We start from the raw sequence: 19096 nt of genomic DNA, 5'->3' as shown, positions 1-19096 counted from the left end.
GGGGGGAGAAGACACGCTTTTCAGCGACGGTCTACAACCTCTCGTACGAATGGACTCCGCCGCTCTGTTGGACCTCCTGGGAAACGAAAACCGGAGACGTATCCTCCGACTGCTCGCACGGAAACCCTGCTACGTGACCGAGATCTCGGAGTACCTCGGTGTGAGTCCCAAGGCGGTGATCGAACACCTGCGCAAGCTCGAGGACGCCGGGCTGATCGAGAGCCGGGTCGACGACCAGCGCCGGAAGTACTTCCACATCGCGCGCAACCTCCGGCTGGAAGTGAGTCTCTCGCCGTACGGCTACGCGAGCAAGAGCGCTTACCCGGCGAACAGCAGCTTCGACATCGCGACCTGCAGTCACCTCGAGGTCGACGTCACCTGGAGCGAGACGGACGACTTAGAGGAGCTGCTGGGAACGCTCGAACAGCTCGAACAGCTCGAAAACGAACTCTCGCTGGCCCAGCGGTGGGTCCAGCGACACGTCTGTGACGTGCTCGATCGGATCTCCGAGACGGTCGGCTCCGGTCCCGAGAGCCGGATCTACGCCGACGTCCTCGCGAGCATCCGTTCGGAGCCCAAATCGGTCTCCGATCTGGCCGCGGACGTCGACGCGCCACGAGAGGTCGTCGCCGAGATCCTCGAGCTGATGGCCGACGAGGGGATGGTCCGACGGACGAGGCGCGGCTGGGAGCTCGTTCCCGAGGAGTCGTAGTCGGCCGGGAGCGCGTTCGCTGACCGGTATCGACGTCGTGTGAAGACGGCAAAGCGACGGGTTCGATCGCACCTTCGGACAGCTCGGTAGCAGTAGCCCGACGTCTCCCGGGAGTCAGTCGATCGAGTCCTCGCGAAGGCCGCGAGGAGCCGTCGTTTCGAGGGCCTGAAACTCCGTCGAACCGCACCGACACCCGTTTCGCGTCCCGATCGGTTGAATCGTTCCGTCGGTCCACTCCTTGGCTGCGTAGGCGGAGCTGCAGACGAGGCATTCCGCGATCGTCCGTTTGCTTTCTCCGTCGGGCATGCGACGTGCTTGGACGGAGAGCGTCGTTAGCGCTACTGTTGGACATACAACACCTTTTTAGGCGTGCTATCGGTCGGCACCGTCCGTCTCCGGAAGCGTGCTCCCGAGGATGTGCTTGATCCCGCGGCGGAGCCGGGATGCGATGGCCTGCTGGGACACGTCGAGCTCCTCGCCGAGCTCTTCCATCGTTATCTTCCGGGGAGATTCGAAGTAGCCGCGGTTGTACGCGAGTGTCAGCGTCTCTTGCTGGAGGTTCGTCAGCGCTGCTTCGGTCTCGCTCTCGACGGGTGTGAGTGCGTGTAGCTTCGTGAGCGTGATCGGGATGTCCGACTCCCGACAGTACTCCTGGAACGCCGCGATATCGCTTCGATCGTCGCCGCGGATTTCGAAGGTCCACTGCTGGTTCGTCCCGACAGCTTCGATGAGCGGGAGTTCCATCTCCGTGAGCGCGCTGAGAACGCCGGAGTACTCCCGCGCCCACTCCACGCGGAGGAGATGCTCGTCCTCGACGGAATCGACGAGACGGATATCCTCCACTCCGGAATGGATGGTGAACGCCGCTTCGATATCGTCGACGTCGGTCCCTCGTACCCAGAAGTAGGGCACGACGACGTCCTGTGCCGGGACGATCCGCTCCAGTGTGACCGTTACGTCGGGCAACTGCTCGAAGACGGTTCCCAGGGGAAACTCGTCCGACGGGACAGTGAATGTTGCCTCGGTAGCCATCGTTCGAATGAACGTGCTCTACCCGTAAGTAGGCCAGCGAGAGAATGACACCCGGTAGCCGACCGTTCTCACGGAACCCCACTCCTACCCCGGGCGATCCGACCAGTATTTCAGATGGCACTCACTCGATCTCCTGAAACAGCCCGTTCCGGAGGTCCCGACCGAGGTAGTAGCCGACGAGACAGGCCACCAGCCCGGCCGTCACCCCGACCGCCAGCACTGCCCGTCCCGAACCGGCGACCGCCAACACCGCGTTGCTTACCACCGCGGCGATCCCGCCGACGGCGGCGCCGGCCGCTCCCACCTCCAGGTAGCGGCGTTTCGACGTGGCGATCCCGATCGCAAAGGCGACGGCGAGCATCCCGACGATCTGGCCGGCGATCGGGATCACCAGCTCGCCCGCGAAGAAGCCGACCCCAAGCGCGCCGACGAGTGCGAGAAACCCCTTCGGCGAGAACCCGGCGCCGAGCGAGGGACGAGGGAGCGACGGCAGCCGCGACCGCAGCGAGGCGTCCTCGGCCGACGTCGATTCCGTATCCGCGTCCGTCGAGGACGCGGAGGACGCGTCCGCGCCCGAGCTCGGGCCCGCGTCGATCTCCGCGTCCGACCCGGAGAGCAGCCGCTCCGTCTCTTCGAGGAGCTCGTCGGTCGAGCGCTCCCCGGGTTCGTCCGCCTCGACGAACTCGTCCGAACGGTCGCCCATACGCGAATGCAGGCGTCCCGGAACCATGGCCTTTTCCCACGGTCGACGGGCGTTCTTTTTAGGCTCGCCGACGTAGCGGGTGTCAGTGACTACCGAGCTGATCGTCTTCGGGGTGATCTCGATCGCTCTCGGGGGAGGGTTGCTGTACGCAGGTCGCCACCTCTATCCCCGGCTCGATCTCACCCGCGACGCCTTGAGTACCGTCCGTCTGCTGACGGCGGTCATCGCCGGCGTGCTCCTGTTGATGGGCGTTGGCCTCGTCGCCGTCGGACTAGTGACGTAGTCCGCCGACGGCGACGCGGTCGCCCCTCCTTCGGCGACACAGTCACCCCGACGACGAAAGCGTGCCTTCAAGTCCGGCGCCGCGCAACGGAGGCACATGAATCCAGGCGACCGCGTTCGCGTCGAGCGCGCGGACCGCAGCTACGAGGGGGTCCTGTTGCCCTCCAGTACCGACCAGCAGCTCGTGGTGAAACTCGAGGGCGGCTACAACGTCGGGATCGACCGCGAGGACGCCGCGGTCGACGTCCTCGAGCAGGACGTCTACGAGATCGACGGCGCCAGCGGCGACGAGGACGGTGGCTCGGCGGTCGAGTTCGACGAGGAGCTGCCGACGATCGCGCTGATCTCCACCGGCGGAACGATCGCCTCGACGGTCGACTACCGCACCGGGGCGGTGACCGCACAGTTCGACGCCGAGGACGTCCTGCGTGCGGTGCCCGACCTGGCGGGCCGGGCGAACTACCGGGGACGGGTCGTCGCCAACATCCTCTCGGAGAACATGGAACCCCCGATCTGGGTGGAGCTCGCCGAGGCGGTCCGCGAGGAGATCGAAGCGGGCGCCGACGGCGTCGTCGTCATGCACGGCACCGACACGATGCAGTACTCCGCCTCCGCGCTCGCCTTCATGCTCGAGACGCCGGTACCGGTCGTCTTCACGGGGAGCCAGCGCTCGGCGGATCGGCCGTCCTCGGATAACGTGATGAACGCCGTCTGTGCGGTCGAGGCCGCCAAGAGCGACTGCGCGGAGGTCATGGTCTGTATGCACGCCTCCGAGAGCGACGACCGCTGTGCGCTCCACCGCGGCACCCGCGTTCGCAAGAACCACACCTCGCGTCGGGACGCCTTCGAGACGATCGGCGCCGACCCGCTGGGCGAGGTCGACTACGACTCCGAGAGCGTGACGATCCGCGGGGACCACCAGCAGCGAGGTGAGGCGGAGCTCGCGCTGGCGGCCGACCTCGAGGAAGACGTCGAACTGCTGAAGTTCACCCCCGGAATGGATCCGGCCTACCTCGACGTCGCCGAGGGCAGCGCGGGCCTCATCCTGGAGGGGACCGGGCTCGGCCACGTCCACACCGACCTCATCCCCCGCATCGAGGAGCTGATCGAGGACGGGACGACCGTCGTCATGACCAGCCAGTGTCTGGAGGGGCGGGTCTGTGACCGCGTCTACGACACGGGTCGGGACCTGCTCGAGGCCGGCGTGATCGAGGCCGGCGACACCCTCCCCGGCACCGCGAAGGTCAAGCTGATGTGGGCGCTGGCGAACGCCGACTCGGTCCCGGAGGCGATGGAGACGTCGCTGGCCGGCGAACTGCAGACGCGGTCGACCCCCTGGAACTGAGATGTCGGTCGGGATCGAAATTCGCCGGGCGACCCACGACGACTACGAGGGCGTCAAGGCGTTCACCGAGGACCTCTGGGAGGATCGCGGCGGCGACTACATCCCCGAGATCTACCACGACTGGCTCGAGGACGACGACGAGCGAAAGAAGACGTTCCTCGCGGACGCCGGCGACGAGGTCGCGGGGATCGTCCAGGCGGTGATGGTGTCGGACGACGAGGCCTGGTTCCAGGGGATGCGTGTCAACCCCGCGTATCAGCGCCAGGGACTGAGCGGTCGGCTCAACGAGGCCTGCTTCGAGTGGGCCCGCGAGCAGGGGGCGACCGTCGGCCGGATCATGATCTTCTCCTGGAACGCCGCCTCGCTGGGCGCCGCGCGCACGGGCGGGTTCGAGCCGCGAACCGAGTTTCGGTTCGCCCACCCCGAGCCCGACCCGAACGCGACCGGGCCGGACCACGTCGCGAACGACCCCGCGGCGGCCTGGCGCTACTGGACCCACAGCGGCGCTCGCGACCACCTCCAGGGCCTCGGCTTCGCTCCCGAGGAGACGTGGGCGGTACGCGAGCTTACCCGCGAGGACTTCGCGACCTTCGCCGCGGAGTCGGCCGTCTTCGCTGTTTCCCGCGAGTCCGGGACGGCCGGAACCGCCTACCGGGTTCGGAGCTACGACCGTGACGGCGACGACGGCAGCGAGACCTGGGCCGAGTACGGCGTCGGCGCCTGGGACGACGTCGACGCGGCGCGGTCGCTGTTCGGGGCGATCGCGCGGGACGCCGCCGAACTCGGCGCGGATCGGACTCGCGTCCTGATCCCCGAGACCGCTGGCTACGTCAGCGACGCCTCCTACGCGGGCGCCGACATCTCCGAGGAGCCGGACTTCGTGCTGGGGATCGACCTCTCGACGGGCAGCCGCGAGGGCTGACCGCCCTCGAGTGCGCCGCAACCGGTCGTTCTCGACCGAGACGGTCCGCAACGAACCGTCTCGAACACCCGTTTTCCCGGCCGATCGCGCAGCGTCGTCCTCGGGCTCGCACTGAGAGAAAAGCTACAGCTCCGCGGCGAAACGGTGGAGACGGTCTCGACGGCGTCGGTCGGAGGCAGCCTTCAGCCGCCGCTGACGGGCGGGAACAGCGCCAGCTCGTCGCCGTCCTCGAGTTCGGTTTCGAGCCCGTCCTCTTCGACTAAGACGTTCGTCCCGTTCCGTAACACGTTGATCTGGGAGCGCAGGTCGCCGTCCTCGAGCACACGGTCCTCGAGCTCGGGCCGACCGTCGAGGAGGTCCTCGAGGGCGTCGCCGACGGTGTCCCCGGCGTCGGCCTCGACCGCGACGTGTTTGTCGCCAGCGCGTTCGGCGAGATCCGCGAACAGCTTCCACTCGGTCATAGGTGGCGCTATCCGCGCCGCGGGCAAGTAGCTACCGCTCCCGTACCGGCGGGCCGAACGCACGACGCGAGTGCGGTCGCCGCTGCTCGTCGCTCCGTCGCTCCCGAGGGATCGGGGCGGTGCCGATCGCTGCAGCCCGAACGGTCTTGTCGACAGGCGGGAAACCGTTCGGCAACCTACCCATGAGTTCCGATCCACGGACGGTCGCGATCGCGTGTCAGGGCGGGGGGAGCCACACCGCGTTTACCGCCGGCGTCCTCTCCGAGCTGCTCGAGGACGAAACCCTCGACCGCGAGGTCGAGATCGCGGGCTTCAGCGGAACCTCCGGGGGAGCCGTCTGCGCGCTGCTCGCGTGGTACGGCCGCGAACACCCCGACCACGAGCCCGGGGAGCTGCTGGCCGACTACTGGGCCGACATGGCCGCCCGGGGACCGGTCGAGCGGCTGGGGAACGAGGCGGTCCGCTGGACCGGGCGCCTGCAGCGGCTGGGAATCCCGACCCCCGAGGTCAGTCCCTACCAGTCGCCCGCCGCGCTCTGGGGACGGCGGGAGTTTCTCGACCTGCTCGAGCGCCACGTCGACTTCGAGGCGATCCCCGACCTGTTAGACGGGAGCGAACCGGCGTTACTGATCAGCGCCGCCAACGTGCTCTCGGGAGAGTTCAGACTCTTCCGCGAGGACGAGCTCTCGCCCGAGGCGATCCTGGCCTCGGCCGCGATCCCCTACGTCTTCCCGGCCGAGGAGGTAAACGGGAACTACTACTGGGACGGGCTGTTCTCGAAGAACCCGCCGATCAAGGAGTTCGTGAGCAACCGGGAGACGCCGGATCCCGACGAGATCTGGGTGATCAAGATCAACCCCCAGGAGCGTCCTCGCGTGCCGAAATCGCTCGAGGGGATCGCCGACCGCCGAAACGAACTCGCGGGGAACAAATCTCTGAACGGCGAGGTGGGATTCGTCGAACAGCTCAACGACTGGATCGAGGCGGGCTACCTCCCCGAGAAGTTCACTCACACCGAGGTCGAGCGCATCCGCTTTCGCCGCCCGGATCTGGGCTGGCGGACGAAGCTCGACCGAAGTCCGGAGTTTCTCGAGGGGCTGTTCGCCAACGGCGAGGACGCCGCGGCGGCGTTTCTCGACGACCGAGAAACGACCGGAAACGACGGCGTTTAAGCCTCGTCGTCCCGGAGCGACGGTATGGTCGGCGAGCGAATCGTAGCGCGACTTCCCGAGAACTGGCGCTGGATCGTGACGACGCGTGCAGCCGTCGTCCTCTCCCTGCTCGTCGCCCTGCTCTCGGTCGCAACCGGAATCTACAGGATCGACCAGCAGGCCGCCGACTTCGGCCCCTTCGCGTCCCACGTGCCGATCGCCGTCCAGAACGCGGTCGGCTTTACGGGCGCGCTGACGGGCTTTCTGATGCTCGCCAGCGCGTTCGCGCTGCGACGGCGACTGCGGGCCGGCTGGTGGGCAACGACCCTGCTGTTGCCGCTGACGGCGGTTCAGGGGCTCCTGCAGGCGAGCCCGTACTCGCTGCCGCTGGTCGTGCTCTCGGTGTGTGCCCTGCCGACGCTGCTGCTCAGCCGGCGCCGGTTCGATCAGTCGCTCTCCCTGACCACGACCCAGCTCGCCGCCGGCGGCGCGCTCGTCGGCGTCCAGGCCTACGGTACCTTCGGCGCGTACGCGATGCGCGAGGACTTCGACGGGATCGAGCACCTGCTGGACGCCTTCTACTTCACGCTGATTACCTCGAGCACCGTCGGCTACGGCGACATCGGCCCCGAAAGCGAGGTCGCGATCCTCTTTACGATGTCCGTCGTCGTGCTGGGCGTCGCCAGCTTCGGTATCGCTATCGGGGCGCTCGTCGGTCCCGCGATCCAGGCGCGCATCTCGAAAACTCTCGGAATCATGACAGACTCAGAACTCGACCTGCTGGACGACCACATCCTCGTGCTCGGCTACGGGGATCTGACCGAACCGATCGTCAACGAACTCGACGACGCGAACCGCCAGTTCCTGGTCGTCACGCGGGATCAGGAGGCCGCCAACGAGCTCTCCGACCGCGACATCCGCGTGCTGACGGCCAACCCGAGCGACGAGGAACCCCTCCAGCGAGCCAAGATCGAGCACGCCGGGGCCGTCCTCGTCGCGACCGACGACGACGCCCAGGACGCGATGGCGGTGCTGACCGCCCGCGAGCTCCGTCCCGACGTCCGAATCGTCACTGCCGCGACCGACCGCGAAAACACCCGGAAACTCAAACGCGCCGGCGCGGACGACGTCATCAGTCTCTCGGAGCTGGGCGGTCACCTGCTGGTCCGCTCGGCGCTGGGCGAAGACGAGTCCCACGTCGTCACCCAGCTGCTCGAGTCGGAGTGAGTCCCGAAGCGAACGAACACCGTGCGAAGAGATTCGCGTCGACCTCTGTTAATTTACCCTAATAAATATAATACAAGAGCATAAAGTCGGTCACACGGTCATGACATCCAACGAACTAAAACGGGCCGTCAGTCGGTCGACTGACGTCGGCTGTAGGCGAGCGACGGCTCGTCGGTCGACCGACGGTCGGGAGGTGGCGAGATGCTGTCGGTACTGAACACCGCGTTCGTCCTGCAGGCCGAGGGCGAGGAGCTACCGATGGACGAGTCGACGTTTGTGATCATCGCGCTGGCGGTCTCGCTCGTCCTCCTGTTGATCACGATCGGCGTCGGCTACTGGATCTACAAGGACGCCTCGAAGCGGGAGAACAACGAACTGCTGTGGGCGCTTGGTACCGTCGGGCTGCTCTTTTTCTTCTTCCCGGCGGGAGTGATCGCCGCCATCGCGTACGTCCTCGTGCGCGGCGAGGAGACGACCGGCGAAGCCGAGTCCCAGCAGGCAGCGCCCGCCGGCCAGGAGTGGTAACGGCCGCGGTGGAGCGCTGCCGGCTGCTGCCGACACCGAACCGCCCTCCCGTTTGTGTCGTCTCACCGTCCGGCGATGCCGGCTGGAATGGATCCCGGAACAGTTGTATAGAGAGTAATCATGCCATAGTGGTCGGATAGTAATTCCACACCGCTGAGTGCGTTCCCGCATGACGAACTGGCGACGACGGTCAGTGCTGACGACAGGTGCGACGCTCGCCACCGGCAGCGTGCTCTCCTCGGCCGTTACCGGTGAGGTGTCTGGCGACGACGACCTCCCCGATCCGAACGTCGATCCGAATCCGGAGACCGACGCGGTGTGGCCGGCGTTCGACGGCGACGCTGGCCACGCGAGGTACGCTGCCGACGCCCCCGAGTTCGACGGCGAGGCACTCGAGGCCGCCTGGACGGTCGAACGCGCCAGCGGCGGGGTGGCCGTCGTCGACGGTGTCGTCTACACGCCGACCGAGGACGGTGTCGCCGCGTTCGATGCTGCGGACGGTACGGTCGTCTGGGAGGTCGACGACCGGGACTTGATCGAACCGGCAGTCGCCGGAGACACCGTCTATTTCCGCAGCAGAGCGGTCTACGAGAATGAGGACGGGAACCGCGCCACTGATCACGAGGAGATCGTCGCGCTGAACGTCTCGGACGGCAGCGTCCGCTGGGAGGTGGATTTCGACGAAGTGGGTGCCCCGACTGTCGCCTACGGCGCCGTCTTCGTCTTCTCCGATGGCACCTTGTACGCTCGGGAGGCAGACGACGGCTCGATCCGATGGGAAAACGAGACGATCACCACCGGACCCAAAGACCACGAGGAGTACGATCTGTTCGGGGGGACAGCTGCTGCGAACGGCGTCATCTACACCGCAGCGGAGGGCGAATCGACCCGGGTGAGAGTAGCGTTGAATCCGGACACCGGCGACGTGGTTTGGCACACTGAGGGAGGACCGGAGGGCGTCGGCCCGATCCGGGCGACGTCGGGAGGTGTCGCCCTCGGCCAGCACAGTCACTATGCCCGGCATATGTACGATCCGTTGACGGGCGAAGAGAGGGGAAAAGCGACGGCCGAGGGAGTCGAGCTCGTCCTCGGTGAGGATATCTACATCGGCGGCTACTACGGCGACGCACTGACCGCAACCTCGATTTCCGACGACGCTGACGACTGGGGTGTCGACGTGCTCCGAAACGTCAACGATGCGGCAGCTATCGGCGGTGATACCGTCTACCTGCATATCAACGACAACGCAGGGACCGGCGACACCACAGATGCCGACGACCTCGATCACTCGGAGTACCACGACGAGCTCGTCGCCCTGAATAAGTACAACGGGAGCGAGCGGTGGACGATCTCGGCCGACGACCGTCCGATCGGCCACGTCGTGGCTATCGACGACGAGACGCTCTACGTCGAACACGACGACCACGAGGGCGAGGGCCTCGTCGCACTTCGCGAGCAAACCGGTGATAACGGCGACGGAGACGGTCAGGAGGACGACGATAGGCAGGAAGGCAGTGACGACGAGAGCAAGGATGACGAGGACGCCGGGGAAGGACCAGAGGGAGACGACGATGGTGACGCCCAGCCCGAAGAGTCCGACGACGATGAGAGGGATGAGGAGTACGATACCGAGGCGGACGCCGACGGCGATGACGATGACCGCGGGGACACAGACGAGTCGGAGGATACCGCCGGAGACGACGACCCGGACGACCTCGAGGACGGTAACGACGAAGAGTACGAACCAGGTGACGTCGAGGAAGACGACGGGGACGAAGACGATGATAACGGGGACGACGACTCGGATGCCATCGAAGACGGGGACGACGATACTGCAGCCGACGAAGAGGCCGACTCCGTTCCCGGCTTTACCACCGGTGCTGGCCTCGTGGGAGGTGCGGTAGGACTCGAGTGGGTACGCCGACGAGCTGCGACCGACGCATCGGTGGAGTCGCGGAACGAAACGGGAGAATCCGCCGACGAACCCGCAAACTAGGGGTCCATCGCGGCACCGTCAGCGACGCTTTTTCACGATTCGATCGGCAGAAGTCGAGACGCTGCCGTGCTACTCCGGTGCGCCCTCGAGGATCTCGATCCCGCTCGAGGCCCCGATACGCTCGGCGCCGGCCTCGAGCATCGCCATCGCCTCGTCGTAGCTGCCGACGCCGCCGCTTGCCTTGACCGGGAGATACTCGCTCATGAGTTCGACGTCCGCGACGATGGCGCCCCCCTCCGCGAAGCCCGTCGACGTCTTGACCATCGCCGCGTCGGCCTCGCGGGCGGCCTCGCAGGCGTCGTGTTTCTCCGCGTCGGTCAGCAGAGCGGTCTCGATGATCACCTTGACCGGGATCGGGACGGCCGCGACGAGTTCCGCGAGCTCGTCCTCGACGTCCTCGAGCCGACCCGCCTTGACGTGGGCGACGTTGAGGACGACGTCGAGCTCGTCGGCGCCGGCCTTCCAGGCGAGGACGCCCTCCCGGTGTTTCACCTCGGGAGCGTTCTGGCCGTGGGGAAACCCGATCACGGTCGCGAGGGTGACCTCGGGCGCGTAGTCGGCGGCGTGGTCGACGGCGTAGGGCGGGATACAGGCGTTCATCCCGTGGTCGGCGGCGTCGTCGAGGACGTCCTCGACGTCGGCGATGGTCGTCTCGGGGCCGAGGACGGTGTGGTCGATCAGCGGCGCGAGTTCGGCGCGATCCATACCGGACCGACTCGCCGAACGATCAAAAATCCGTCCGATCCCTTATTTGGGTCCGGGAGCTATGGCCCCCATGGACGAGGATCAGCCCGACGTCGCAGCCGTCGTCGAAGCGACGGCCGACGACATCGCGACGATGGAGATCCGTGGCGCGGCGACGATCGGCGACGCGGCAGCGGAGGCACTGGCCACCCAGGCCGAACGCTCCGACGCCGCGACGCCGGCGGCGTTTCGCGATCAGCTGCGTGCCGCGGCCAGGGAACTGTACGAGACTCGACCCACCGCGGTCAGTCTGCCCAACGCGCTTCGGTACGTGCTTCGGGGGATCGAAGGCGAAACCGTCGAGGAGCTCCGGGAGTCGACGATCGCAAGCGCCGAGGAGTTCCGGACCGACCTCGAACAGGCCCAGGAACAGCTCGGCGAGGTCGGCGCGAACCGCCTGCGGGACGGCGACGTGGTGATGACCCACTGTCACTCGACGGACGCGCTGTCCTGCGTGGAGGCGGCGCTGGACGCGGGCAAAGAGATCGAGGCGATCGTCAAGGAGACCCGACCGCGAAAGCAGGGCCACATCACGGCCGAACAGCTCCGGGAGTGGGGCGTGCCCGTGACGCTGGTCGTCGACAACGCGGCCCGGCGCTACCTGGACGACGCCGATCACGTCCTGGTCGGCGCCGACAGCATCGCGGCCGACGGCAGCGTCATCAACAAGATCGGTACCAGCGGGCTGGCGGTCAACGCCCGCGAACGGGGCGTCCCGGTGATGGTCGCCGCCCAGACGATCAAGCTGCATCCGGACACGATGACTGGCCACACCGTCGAGATCGAGATGCGCGACGAGTCGGAGGTGCTCTCGGAGACCGAGTACGCCGACATCACCGGCGGCGACCGTACCGACGAGGGACTCACCGTCGAGAACCCAGCCTTCGACGTCACACCGCCGCGACACGTCGACGCGATCGTCACCGAGCGCGGCCAGTTCCCACCCGAGAGCATCGTGACGCTCATGCGGGAGCTGTTCGGCGAGACGACCGGCGAGCCCTGGGAGGTCTGAGTCGGACCGTGACGTCCTCCCACGACTGAAGTCGTGGGCTTCCGCTATATTTGTGTCATCCCTAGCCCGGCCGCCGCCCGCGTCTGGAAGCGGGAGGGACGGCGACGTCCTCGACGTTCCGGATCGGAAACGGTTAGTCGCTGCTGTGTCCCAACTCGGGTATGGTGCTTCCCGAGGGGTTCGCGCTCCCGCCCTGGCAGCTGCTCGTCCCGCTCGTGCTCGCGGCCGTCGGCGTCGGCGCGGCGCTGTGGTCGCTTGATCCCCGCGTGACCGATCGGACGGTGCTTGCCTTCGCGCCCTGGATGGTGGTGGGATCGAGCCTCCACGTCCTCCACCGGCTCGGCGCCTACCCTGAGGACGTCGCCGTCCTCTTTGGCACGCCGAGTGTCTACCTGGTCACGGGGGTCGTCGCCGGCGCGGTCTGGATCGGCGGGATCGTCCTCGAGCGAACCGGGGTCGGGATCACGACCGAGTGGCCCGTCGCCGTCCTCGGCGGCGTCGGACTCGTCGGCGCCGCGGCGACCGCCGTCGGCGCCGGGGGCGGGTTCGACGGGGTCTTCTGGCCGCTGCTTTCGGTCGTCCTGACGGTGCTGGTCACGGCCGCCGTCTGGATCGCCTTCGGGCGACGCTACGAGGACGTCGTCGCCGTCACGGGCGCGACCGGACTCCTGGTCGTCTTCGGTCACACGCTCGACGGGATCTCGACGGCGATCGGCTTCGACGTCCTGGGAGCCAGCGAGGAGGTTCCGCTCTCGCTTCTGATCCTCGAGGCTGGCCACGCCCTGCCGACCGCAGAGTACGTGGGCGGCGGCTGGCTGTTCATCGTCGTGAAGATCGCGCTCGCGCTGGTGATCGTCGGCCTGTTCCGGGAGTACGTCGAGGACGCCCCGCGACAGGGACGGGCGTTGCTCGCCCTCCTCGCTGCGGTCGGCCTCGGACCGGGCGCGCACAACGTGTTGCTGTTTCTCGTCACCTAGACTTTTTGCCTCCCGCGCCCTCTGTTGATAATCTGCTATGGTTACCGTCCTCACTGCGGGTCACGTCAACTGGGACGTGACGTTGCGCATCGATCGATTTCCGGCTGCCGACGGCGAGGCGTCGATCCGCTCGCAGCGACAGTCCGGCGGCGGCAGCGCCGCGAACGTCGCCGCGACGCTGGCCGGACTCGAGGTCGACGTCGGGCTCATCGGGAGCGTCGGCGACGACGACAACGGACTGTTGGCCCGCCACGAGCTCGAGGAGACCGGAGTCTCGATCGACGGCGTGCGGATCGTCGAGGACGCCGATACGGCGGTGAAGTACCTGCTGGTCGAAGACAGCGGGGAGGTCGCCGTACTCGGAAACGACGGCGTCAACGAGGCCGTCGGTCCGGAGGATCTCGAGCCCGAGCGGATCCGGGCGTCGAGTCACGTCCATCTGACGAGCCAACGACCCGACACTGCCGCCGAGATCGCGTCCATCGCGAGCGAGGCCGACGTCACTGTCAGCTTCGATCCGGGGCGTCGGCTCGGCGATCGGGACTACGGCGACGCGCTCGCGCTCGCGGACGTGATCTTCGTCAACGATCGCGAGGCCGAGACGATGCTCGAAGACGAGTACAGCGCGTCGACGTTCGACGATCGACTCGTCGTCGTCAAACACGGCGCCGACGGCGCCCTGGTCCACGCACCCGACGGCGACCGCGTCCACCCCGGGTTCGAGGTCGAGACGGTCGACACCGCGGGTGCCGGTGACGCCTTCGCGGCCGGCTTTCTCGCGACGATGATCGACGGCGACCGGAACGGGGACGGAGTCGACCTCGACCGGGCGCTCGAGTACGCCAACGCCTGCGGTGCGCTGACGGCCGGACGAGAGGGTGCACGCAACGTTCCGTCGGCCGCCGAAGTTACGGCGTTTCTCAGTGAGCGTCACTGACGGGATATTTTATAATACTGGGTATGATAGAATACGGATAGGTGTCTGACTCACGTATGACCATCGACTGACGGACGGATGACAACGTCCACGTCCTGCGGTTCTCATCGGATGTTACCCGGCGGTACCTATTTGTCGAGCGCCGTTGGCCAGTCGTCTAGGGAGTCACGGCGACGTGACTGAGAGACATGAACGAACGAACGACAACCAACTCCCCTGGATGTGGGTTCGGTCAGCGCGTCCAGTACGATCGAGACGACAACGAGCCGCCGAGTATCGCCGTCGCGACGGCGCTCGCGACGTACCACGGTGAAGACGTCACCGACTCCAGCGTCCGGCTGTACGACCACATCGATCCCGAAGCACTCGACTCGCTGTTCGTCCATACCTACCAGGGCGGCACGCGGTCGAACGGCACGGTGATCTTCGACGTCGGCGAGGTGACGGTGACGGTCCGTCCGGAGACCGTCGAGGTGGCGGAGTAGCCCGCTCAGTCGTCACGAGCCGTCCGAAAATCCGGGGGTGATCCGGGGTCGTCGGAAACCGGCCTCGAACCTTTTTTCTCGTCGCCCGCGGAACGCGAAGCTATGGCAACGCAACCACACCTGCTGGTCGACGAGGGCGATCTGACGGATATCGCGCTGATCCCTGGCGATCCGGGGCGGGTCGATCGGATCGCCGACCACTGCGACGAGTCCGAAACTGTCGCCCAGAACCGCGAGTACAAGGTCGTCAACGCTACCTACGGCGACCGCGAGCTGACGATCTGTTCGACGGGGATCGGCTGTCCCTCGGCCGCGATCGCGATCGAGGAGATGGCCAACGTCGGTGTCGAGACCTTCATCCGCGTCGGAACCACCGGCGCGCTCCAGTCCGACATCGAGATCGGCGACATGATCGTCGCGACCGGAGCCGCGAAAAACGAGGGCACCTCGAAGCGCTACGAGGACGCCGAGTACCCCGCCGTGCCGGACTACGGCGTTCTCTCGTCGCTGGTCGACTCCGCCGAAGCAAACGACGAGGACGTCCACGTCGGCCCGATCGTCTCCGACGACGCCTACTACGCCGAGACCGACGAGCACGTCGCCGACTGGGAGGACGCGGGCCTGCTCTGTGTCGAGATGGAGGCCGCCGCGGTGTTCACGCTGGCGCGCCGGCGCGGCCTCAGCGCGGGCGCGATCTGTACCGTCGACGGCAACCTCGTCGAGGGGACCCAGAAGGGCACCGACACCGAGGACGACGAGCTCCCCGAGAAGGCGAAGAACAACGTCGGGCGGGCGATCGACATCGCGCTCGAGGCGACGACGCAGCTGTGATCGCGCGGTGAAGACCTAACCACCGCCGCGTCGTAGCGGACGTATGGGAGAGACGCTGTTCGAACTCGAGTACGCTTCCGACCGAACCGAACTGGCCGCGCTCCTCCGCGGTCTCGCCGACGCGTTCGAGGCGGGGACGACCGTCGATCTCCACACCGCGGAGACCCAACTCGCAGTCGAGGTCCCACAGCGGGTGTTCGCCGACCTCGAGGCCGAACACGAGGACGGCACGACCGCCCTCGAGCTCAAGCTGGAGTGGGACGACGCCGACGGGACGAGCGTCCGCGTCACGGACGCCTCGACGGCCGCGGACGAACGACCCCTGACCGAGGAGCGAGACGAGCCGACGAGCGCGGCGACGGCGACGATCCCGCCGGACGCCGTGGCCGGGAGCGACGCGGGACCGGCGGCCGACGGGACGACGGACGCCGACTCCCGCGAGGACGGACGACGAAGCCGGTTCGAGATCTATCGAGACCGGGCCGACGAGTGGCGCTGGCGGCTGGTCCACTGGAACGGGAACATCATCGCCGACAGCGGGGAGGGGTACGCCTCGCGATCGAACGCCGAGCGGGCGGTGCGGGGCGTCGTGCGAAACGCCTCGGACGCGCGGATCGAGCACCTGGAGGAGGACGCGTAGCCCGAGTCAGCGCTTGATGGCGTCCTCGAGCTCGAGCTGGTCGCGACGGGAGGGGCGTTCGTACTCGAGCGACGGCGACGCCGTCTCCGGGATCCCGTCGTACTTCCGGAGGAAGGCGAGGACGCCGCGCTTGCCGCCGAAGTCGCCCCGGTACCGCCAGAAGAGCCGTGGGATGGTCGCGACGCCGTCATCGGGGTCGTAGCCGACGGTCTCCTCCAGATGCCAGCGGATCGCGATATCCAGTTCTTCGTCGACGTCGGCGCCGGAGTAGACGGCGATCGGCGGGCAGTGATCGCCGCCGCGGCTCAGCGCGAAGTGGATCCGTGGATCGCAGTCCTCGAGCCGGAACCGACGCTCGAACCGCGAGGGAAACGGTCGCGGCACGTAGCCGAACCCCCAGGGATGTTTCGACCGACGGAGCATCCCGTGTTGGATATCGTTGAGGCTCAGCCAGACGCCGGCGACGGGGATCCGATCCCGGCCGAAGAACTTCCAGCGGCCGAGAAACCCGTTCTCGAGGAGTTCGGGCGACTCCTCGAGCAGCAGCTGGGCGTAGGCGTTGTAACAGTTGAGCCAGAACGCCAGCCGCCGCTCGCGAGTCGAGAGCGTCCGTTCGAGCCGGGATCGCTCGAGCCTCGCCAGGTGCGTTCGCAACCCCTCGTGGTCTCCCTCAGTCTTGACCGTGTAGAGAAGATCGGCCGACAGCGAGAGGGGATCGAGCTGGGTCGACATCCGAGCTAGGCTAGGCGAACCAGCTTCTTGAAGGCGTGTTGCGACTGACTACGACACTCCGTCCGTGGAACATGTCGGGTCCGCTTTTATCGTCACGCCGACGGATATCTAGTCGTGAACCGCAGCAAAGGGTATCTGCTCGTTCTCGTTGCGATATTCGCCTATCTCTCCTGGCAGCTCGTCGTCCCGTTCTTCCAGTACGTGCTGTTGGCGCTGTTGCTCGGGTTCGTGCTCTTTCCGCTCCAGCAGCGGCTCGAGGAGTACGTCTCGTCGACGATCGCCGCGCTCTCGCTCGTCTTGCTTTCTATCGTCGGTTTCATCGTTCCGTTCGTGCTCGTCGCCGCGGTCGTCGCCGAGGACGCGGCGGACCTCATCCAGGAGACCGACCCCGACGACCTCCAGATCGCCGAGATCGAGGAGCTGATCGAGGACGAAACCGGCTTCGAGGTCGACATCGTCGGGACGGCCGCCGACTCCGCCCAGCAGATCGGCTCGATCGTCCTCGAGCAGGCGACGGACTGGTTCGGTGCGCTCACCAGCGCGCTGATCGGGTTCGGGCTGGCGCTGTTCTTGCTGTTTTACCTGCTCAAAAGCGGGGACGCCCTCATGGCCTGGATCCGTGATCGAACGCCGCTGCCCGACGAGGTCCAGGACGACCTCTACGGCGATCTCAACGAGGTCACCTGGGCGGTGCTGGCCGGCCACGTCCTGATCGCGGTCATCGAGGGGGTCATCGCGGGCCTCGGGCTGTTCGCGGTCGGTATCCCCAACGCGGCGTTCTGGACGTTCATTATGGTGATCCTCTCGCTTGTGCCGCTGATCGGGGCGCCGTTCGTCTGGGTCCCGGCCTCGATCTACCTCTTCGCGACCGGCGAGCCCGTTCTCGCCGTGGCGCTCGCGGTCTACAGCGCGATCGTCGTCGGGATCGCCGACGACTACCTCCGCCCGGTCGTCGTCGACCGCTACGCCGAGATCAGCCCGGCCGTGATCATCCTCGGCGTCCTCGGGGGGATCTACGCCTTCGGCATCATGGGCGTGTTCTTCGGTCCCGTCGTCGTCGGCGCGTTCATTGCCGCCGTCAACGTCCTCGACGAGCACTACGATCGGCTCGAGGAGGAGTCGGAAACGGCGTAGGCAACGTCCGGTCTCGGCGACTACACGGGCGACCGCGGTCGCGCTCGCTACTGGTTTTTCGTCCTGTGGAAACTCGCGGTCGAACTCGCTACTGATTCCCGCCACGAAGGGATCTGTACCCCGCGTACGCGATTCCGACGAGGCCCAGACCGAACGCCGCGCTGCTCGGCGACCGTCCGCGCTGTCGCAGCCTGGTGTAGAGACTCGACTCGGCGACGTACCCCTCGTAGTCGCCGCGTTCCTCGAGTTCGCCGGCCGGCTCTCCGAGTCCGCTCTCGGCGTCCGGCCGCGGCGGCTCGTCCTTTCGCTGCTGGGGGCCGAAGACGGCCTTCATCAACGTATCCATCAGCTCCGGTGTGTACTTGCCGAGCATCGTGAACTGCTTGCCCCCGCCGCCGACGGTGACCTCCCGCTGCGGGTGTTCCGCCGCGTGGAGCAGCGCCCGCGCGACCGTGTCGGGCGCGTACACCGGCGCCGGCACCGTCGCCGCCTCGTCCATGTAGTTCTCCGCGTTCCGGGGGTACGGCGTGTCGATCGCGCCCGGCTTGACGAGGGTGACGTTGATCGGCCGCCCCTCGTCCTCGAGTTCCATCCGCAGGGCGTCGGTGAAGGCCTTGACCGCCTGCTTCGACGCCGAGTAGCTGCCCTGGAGCATGATCGACCGATCGGAGACGATGCTGCCGACGTTGATGATCGTCCCGCCGTCCTCGAGGACGTCGAGGGCCTCGAGCGAGCCGTATAGCAGCCCCCAGACGTTGGTGTCGAACTGCTCGCGCATCCGCTCGACGGGAATCTCCTCGAGGCGGCCGTAGATCGAGACCGCCGCGCCGTTGATCCAGGTGTCGACGCCGCCGTAGGTCTCCTCGGCGACGCGGGCGATCTCGCGGACATCCTCGCGGTCGCCGACGTCGGCGACGACGAAGGTGGCGTCGCCATCATCGTCCTCGATTCCCTCGACGGCCTCCCGGAGGGCGTCCTCGCTGCGGGCCGCCAGGACGACCCGCGCGCCGCGGTCCGCGGCCATCCGCGCGGTCGTCAGCCCGATCCCCGAGGACGCGCCGGTGATCACGACGACCTGTTCCGAGAGCGGTTTCGGCTCGGTTTCGGCGTTCCGTTCGTTGGTGAATCGCTGAAGCATCGGTACCGTTCCAACGGGAACGATGGGTTTGCGCTCGGGGCCTGTATGCGCGTGGACCAGACTACGCGAGCACCGCGTCGCGGACCGACGGGAACGGTCCCGATCCGTCG

Annotated in this window: 21 protein-coding genes; 15 read left to right on the top strand and 6 right to left on the bottom strand. The window is 67.1% G+C overall.

Going from position 1 to position 19096, the window contains the following annotated elements:
- The first annotated feature begins 49 nt into the window (after window positions 1-49).
- Window positions 50-712: an ArsR/SmtB family transcription factor gene (locus NATOC_RS01970; RefSeq protein WP_015319736.1), complete on the top strand. Its 663-nt coding sequence runs from the start codon at window positions 50-52 to the stop codon at window positions 710-712.
- 372 nt (window positions 713-1084) lie between these two features.
- On the opposite strand, the gene NATOC_RS01960 is transcribed toward NATOC_RS01970, so the two are convergent.
- Both NATOC_RS01960 and NATOC_RS01955 read right to left on the bottom strand, forming a co-directional pair.
- Window positions 1085-1744 carry a helix-turn-helix domain-containing protein gene (locus NATOC_RS01960; RefSeq protein ID WP_015319734.1) on the bottom strand — a complete coding sequence of 220 codons (660 nt, stop codon included), beginning with the start codon at window positions 1742-1744 and terminating at the stop codon, window positions 1085-1087.
- A gap of 121 nt (window positions 1745-1865) precedes the next feature.
- The gene (locus tag NATOC_RS01955; RefSeq protein WP_015319733.1) at window positions 1866-2447 is read right to left on the bottom strand and encodes a hypothetical protein; all 582 of its coding nucleotides are present in this window, start codon (window positions 2445-2447) and stop codon (window positions 1866-1868) included.
- Between the two features lie 85 nt (window positions 2448-2532).
- Between NATOC_RS01955 and NATOC_RS01950 the strand changes: the two genes are divergently transcribed.
- The 3 genes from NATOC_RS01950 (at window position 2533) to NATOC_RS01940 (ending at window position 4996) form a co-directional block, all read left to right on the top strand.
- Window positions 2533-2730: a hypothetical protein gene (locus NATOC_RS01950; protein WP_049888622.1), complete on the top strand. Its 198-nt coding sequence runs from the start codon at window positions 2533-2535 to the stop codon at window positions 2728-2730.
- A 96-nt stretch (window positions 2731-2826) separates the two neighbouring features.
- The gene (gatD, locus tag NATOC_RS01945) at window positions 2827-4074 is read left to right on the top strand and encodes a Glu-tRNA(Gln) amidotransferase subunit GatD (RefSeq protein WP_015319731.1); all 1248 of its coding nucleotides are present in this window, start codon (window positions 2827-2829) and stop codon (window positions 4072-4074) included.
- 1 nt (window position 4075) lies between these two features.
- On the top strand, window positions 4076-4996 hold the full coding sequence (locus tag NATOC_RS01940) for a GNAT family N-acetyltransferase (protein WP_015319730.1): 921 nt from the start codon (window positions 4076-4078) through the stop codon (window positions 4994-4996).
- A gap of 182 nt (window positions 4997-5178) precedes the next feature.
- Here the strand turns inward: NATOC_RS01940 and NATOC_RS01935 are convergent, their stop codons facing one another.
- The gene (locus NATOC_RS01935; protein ID WP_015319729.1) at window positions 5179-5457 is read right to left on the bottom strand and encodes a ubiquitin-like small modifier protein 1; all 279 of its coding nucleotides are present in this window, start codon (window positions 5455-5457) and stop codon (window positions 5179-5181) included.
- Between the two features lie 182 nt (window positions 5458-5639).
- Here NATOC_RS01935 and NATOC_RS01930 point away from each other — a divergent pair, with 182 nt between their 5' ends.
- From NATOC_RS01930 to NATOC_RS01915, 4 genes are all read left to right on the top strand, one after another.
- Window positions 5640-6629, top strand: a complete 990-nt coding sequence (locus tag NATOC_RS01930) for a patatin-like phospholipase family protein (protein WP_015319728.1) — start codon at window positions 5640-5642, stop codon at window positions 6627-6629.
- 24 nt (window positions 6630-6653) lie between these two features.
- Window positions 6654-7835: an NAD-binding protein gene (locus NATOC_RS01925; RefSeq protein WP_015319727.1), complete on the top strand. Its 1182-nt coding sequence runs from the start codon at window positions 6654-6656 to the stop codon at window positions 7833-7835.
- A 201-nt stretch (window positions 7836-8036) separates the two neighbouring features.
- Window positions 8037-8360, top strand: coding sequence for a hypothetical protein (locus NATOC_RS01920; RefSeq protein WP_015319726.1), 324 nt, complete (start codon window positions 8037-8039; stop codon window positions 8358-8360).
- A 169-nt stretch (window positions 8361-8529) separates the two neighbouring features.
- Entirely contained in the window at window positions 8530-10356 is a 1827-nt protein-coding gene (locus tag NATOC_RS01915; RefSeq protein WP_015319725.1) for an outer membrane protein assembly factor BamB family protein, read from the top strand.
- A 69-nt stretch (window positions 10357-10425) separates the two neighbouring features.
- Here the strand turns inward: NATOC_RS01915 and deoC are convergent, their stop codons facing one another.
- Window positions 10426-11061 (bottom strand): deoxyribose-phosphate aldolase, encoded by a 636-nt coding sequence (gene deoC / locus NATOC_RS01910; protein WP_015319724.1) that lies wholly within the window; start codon window positions 11059-11061, stop codon window positions 10426-10428.
- Window positions 11062-11131: 70 nt separating this feature from the next.
- Here deoC and NATOC_RS01905 point away from each other — a divergent pair, with 70 nt between their 5' ends.
- The 6 genes from NATOC_RS01905 (at window position 11132) to NATOC_RS01880 (ending at window position 15982) form a co-directional block, all read left to right on the top strand.
- A complete protein-coding gene (locus tag NATOC_RS01905; RefSeq protein WP_049888621.1) occupies window positions 11132-12112 on the top strand; it encodes a ribose 1,5-bisphosphate isomerase in 981 nt (326 codons plus the stop codon).
- Between the two features lie 161 nt (window positions 12113-12273).
- Entirely contained in the window at window positions 12274-13089 is an 816-nt protein-coding gene (locus tag NATOC_RS01900) for a DUF63 family protein (RefSeq protein WP_015319722.1), read from the top strand.
- A 37-nt stretch (window positions 13090-13126) separates the two neighbouring features.
- A complete protein-coding gene (locus tag NATOC_RS01895; protein WP_015319721.1) occupies window positions 13127-14026 on the top strand; it encodes a carbohydrate kinase family protein in 900 nt (299 codons plus the stop codon).
- Between the two features lie 188 nt (window positions 14027-14214).
- Window positions 14215-14511 (top strand): HalOD1 output domain-containing protein, encoded by a 297-nt coding sequence (locus NATOC_RS01890; protein WP_015319720.1) that lies wholly within the window; start codon window positions 14215-14217, stop codon window positions 14509-14511.
- A gap of 102 nt (window positions 14512-14613) precedes the next feature.
- Window positions 14614-15342, top strand: coding sequence for a nucleoside phosphorylase (locus NATOC_RS01885; protein ID WP_015319719.1), 729 nt, complete (start codon window positions 14614-14616; stop codon window positions 15340-15342).
- A gap of 43 nt (window positions 15343-15385) precedes the next feature.
- Window positions 15386-15982, top strand: a complete 597-nt coding sequence (locus NATOC_RS01880) for an amphi-Trp domain-containing protein (protein ID WP_015319718.1) — start codon at window positions 15386-15388, stop codon at window positions 15980-15982.
- Window positions 15983-15988: 6 nt separating this feature from the next.
- On the opposite strand, the gene NATOC_RS01875 is transcribed toward NATOC_RS01880, so the two are convergent.
- Complete coding sequence (locus tag NATOC_RS01875) at window positions 15989-16714, bottom strand: DUF547 domain-containing protein (protein WP_015319717.1); 726 nt, start codon at window positions 16712-16714, stop codon at window positions 15989-15991.
- A 114-nt stretch (window positions 16715-16828) separates the two neighbouring features.
- Between NATOC_RS01875 and NATOC_RS01870 the strand changes: the two genes are divergently transcribed.
- Window positions 16829-17848 (top strand): AI-2E family transporter, encoded by a 1020-nt coding sequence (locus tag NATOC_RS01870; RefSeq protein ID WP_015319716.1) that lies wholly within the window; start codon window positions 16829-16831, stop codon window positions 17846-17848.
- An 88-nt stretch (window positions 17849-17936) separates the two neighbouring features.
- Here the strand turns inward: NATOC_RS01870 and NATOC_RS01865 are convergent, their stop codons facing one another.
- Window positions 17937-18986 (bottom strand): SDR family oxidoreductase, encoded by a 1050-nt coding sequence (locus tag NATOC_RS01865; protein ID WP_015319715.1) that lies wholly within the window; start codon window positions 18984-18986, stop codon window positions 17937-17939.
- Between the last annotated feature and the right edge of the window lie 110 nt (window positions 18987-19096).

It is taken from the genome of Natronococcus occultus SP4 (genome assembly GCF_000328685.1).
Taxonomy (GTDB): domain Archaea; phylum Halobacteriota; class Halobacteria; order Halobacteriales; family Natrialbaceae; genus Natronococcus; species Natronococcus occultus.
This window is presented reverse-complemented; position numbering and strand designations above follow the sequence as displayed.

What these genes read in the sequence shown, in the direction of transcription:
- NATOC_RS01935 (WP_015319729.1), bottom strand. Translation starts at nt 5,457, where the DNA reads ATGACCGAGTGGAAGCTGTTCGCGGATCTCGCCGAACGCGCTGGCGAC.
- gatD (WP_015319731.1), top strand. Translation starts at nt 2,827, where the DNA reads ATGAATCCAGGCGACCGCGTTCGCGTCGAGCGCGCGGACCGCAGCTAC.
- NATOC_RS01905 (WP_049888621.1), top strand. Translation starts at nt 11,132, where the DNA reads ATGGACGAGGATCAGCCCGACGTCGCAGCCGTCGTCGAAGCGACGGCC.
- NATOC_RS01885 (WP_015319719.1), top strand. Translation starts at nt 14,614, where the DNA reads ATGGCAACGCAACCACACCTGCTGGTCGACGAGGGCGATCTGACGGAT.
- NATOC_RS01865 (WP_015319715.1), bottom strand. Translation starts at nt 18,986, where the DNA reads ATGCTTCAGCGATTCACCAACGAACGGAACGCCGAAACCGAGCCGAAA.
- NATOC_RS01900 (WP_015319722.1), top strand. Translation starts at nt 12,274, where the DNA reads ATGGTGCTTCCCGAGGGGTTCGCGCTCCCGCCCTGGCAGCTGCTCGTC.
- deoC (WP_015319724.1), bottom strand. Translation starts at nt 11,061, where the DNA reads ATGGATCGCGCCGAACTCGCGCCGCTGATCGACCACACCGTCCTCGGC.
- NATOC_RS01895 (WP_015319721.1), top strand. Translation starts at nt 13,127, where the DNA reads ATGGTTACCGTCCTCACTGCGGGTCACGTCAACTGGGACGTGACGTTG.
- NATOC_RS01940 (WP_015319730.1), top strand. Translation starts at nt 4,076, where the DNA reads ATGTCGGTCGGGATCGAAATTCGCCGGGCGACCCACGACGACTACGAG.
- NATOC_RS01920 (WP_015319726.1), top strand. Translation starts at nt 8,037, where the DNA reads ATGCTGTCGGTACTGAACACCGCGTTCGTCCTGCAGGCCGAGGGCGAG.
- NATOC_RS01880 (WP_015319718.1), top strand. Translation starts at nt 15,386, where the DNA reads ATGGGAGAGACGCTGTTCGAACTCGAGTACGCTTCCGACCGAACCGAA.
- NATOC_RS01925 (WP_015319727.1), top strand. Translation starts at nt 6,654, where the DNA reads ATGGTCGGCGAGCGAATCGTAGCGCGACTTCCCGAGAACTGGCGCTGG.
- NATOC_RS01955 (WP_015319733.1), bottom strand. Translation starts at nt 2,447, where the DNA reads ATGGGCGACCGTTCGGACGAGTTCGTCGAGGCGGACGAACCCGGGGAG.
- NATOC_RS01915 (WP_015319725.1), top strand. Translation starts at nt 8,530, where the DNA reads ATGACGAACTGGCGACGACGGTCAGTGCTGACGACAGGTGCGACGCTC.
- NATOC_RS01930 (WP_015319728.1), top strand. Translation starts at nt 5,640, where the DNA reads ATGAGTTCCGATCCACGGACGGTCGCGATCGCGTGTCAGGGCGGGGGG.
- NATOC_RS01890 (WP_015319720.1), top strand. Translation starts at nt 14,215, where the DNA reads ATGAACGAACGAACGACAACCAACTCCCCTGGATGTGGGTTCGGTCAG.
- NATOC_RS01875 (WP_015319717.1), bottom strand. Translation starts at nt 16,714, where the DNA reads ATGTCGACCCAGCTCGATCCCCTCTCGCTGTCGGCCGATCTTCTCTAC.
- NATOC_RS01960 (WP_015319734.1), bottom strand. Translation starts at nt 1,744, where the DNA reads ATGGCTACCGAGGCAACATTCACTGTCCCGTCGGACGAGTTTCCCCTG.
- NATOC_RS01970 (WP_015319736.1), top strand. Translation starts at nt 50, where the DNA reads ATGGACTCCGCCGCTCTGTTGGACCTCCTGGGAAACGAAAACCGGAGA.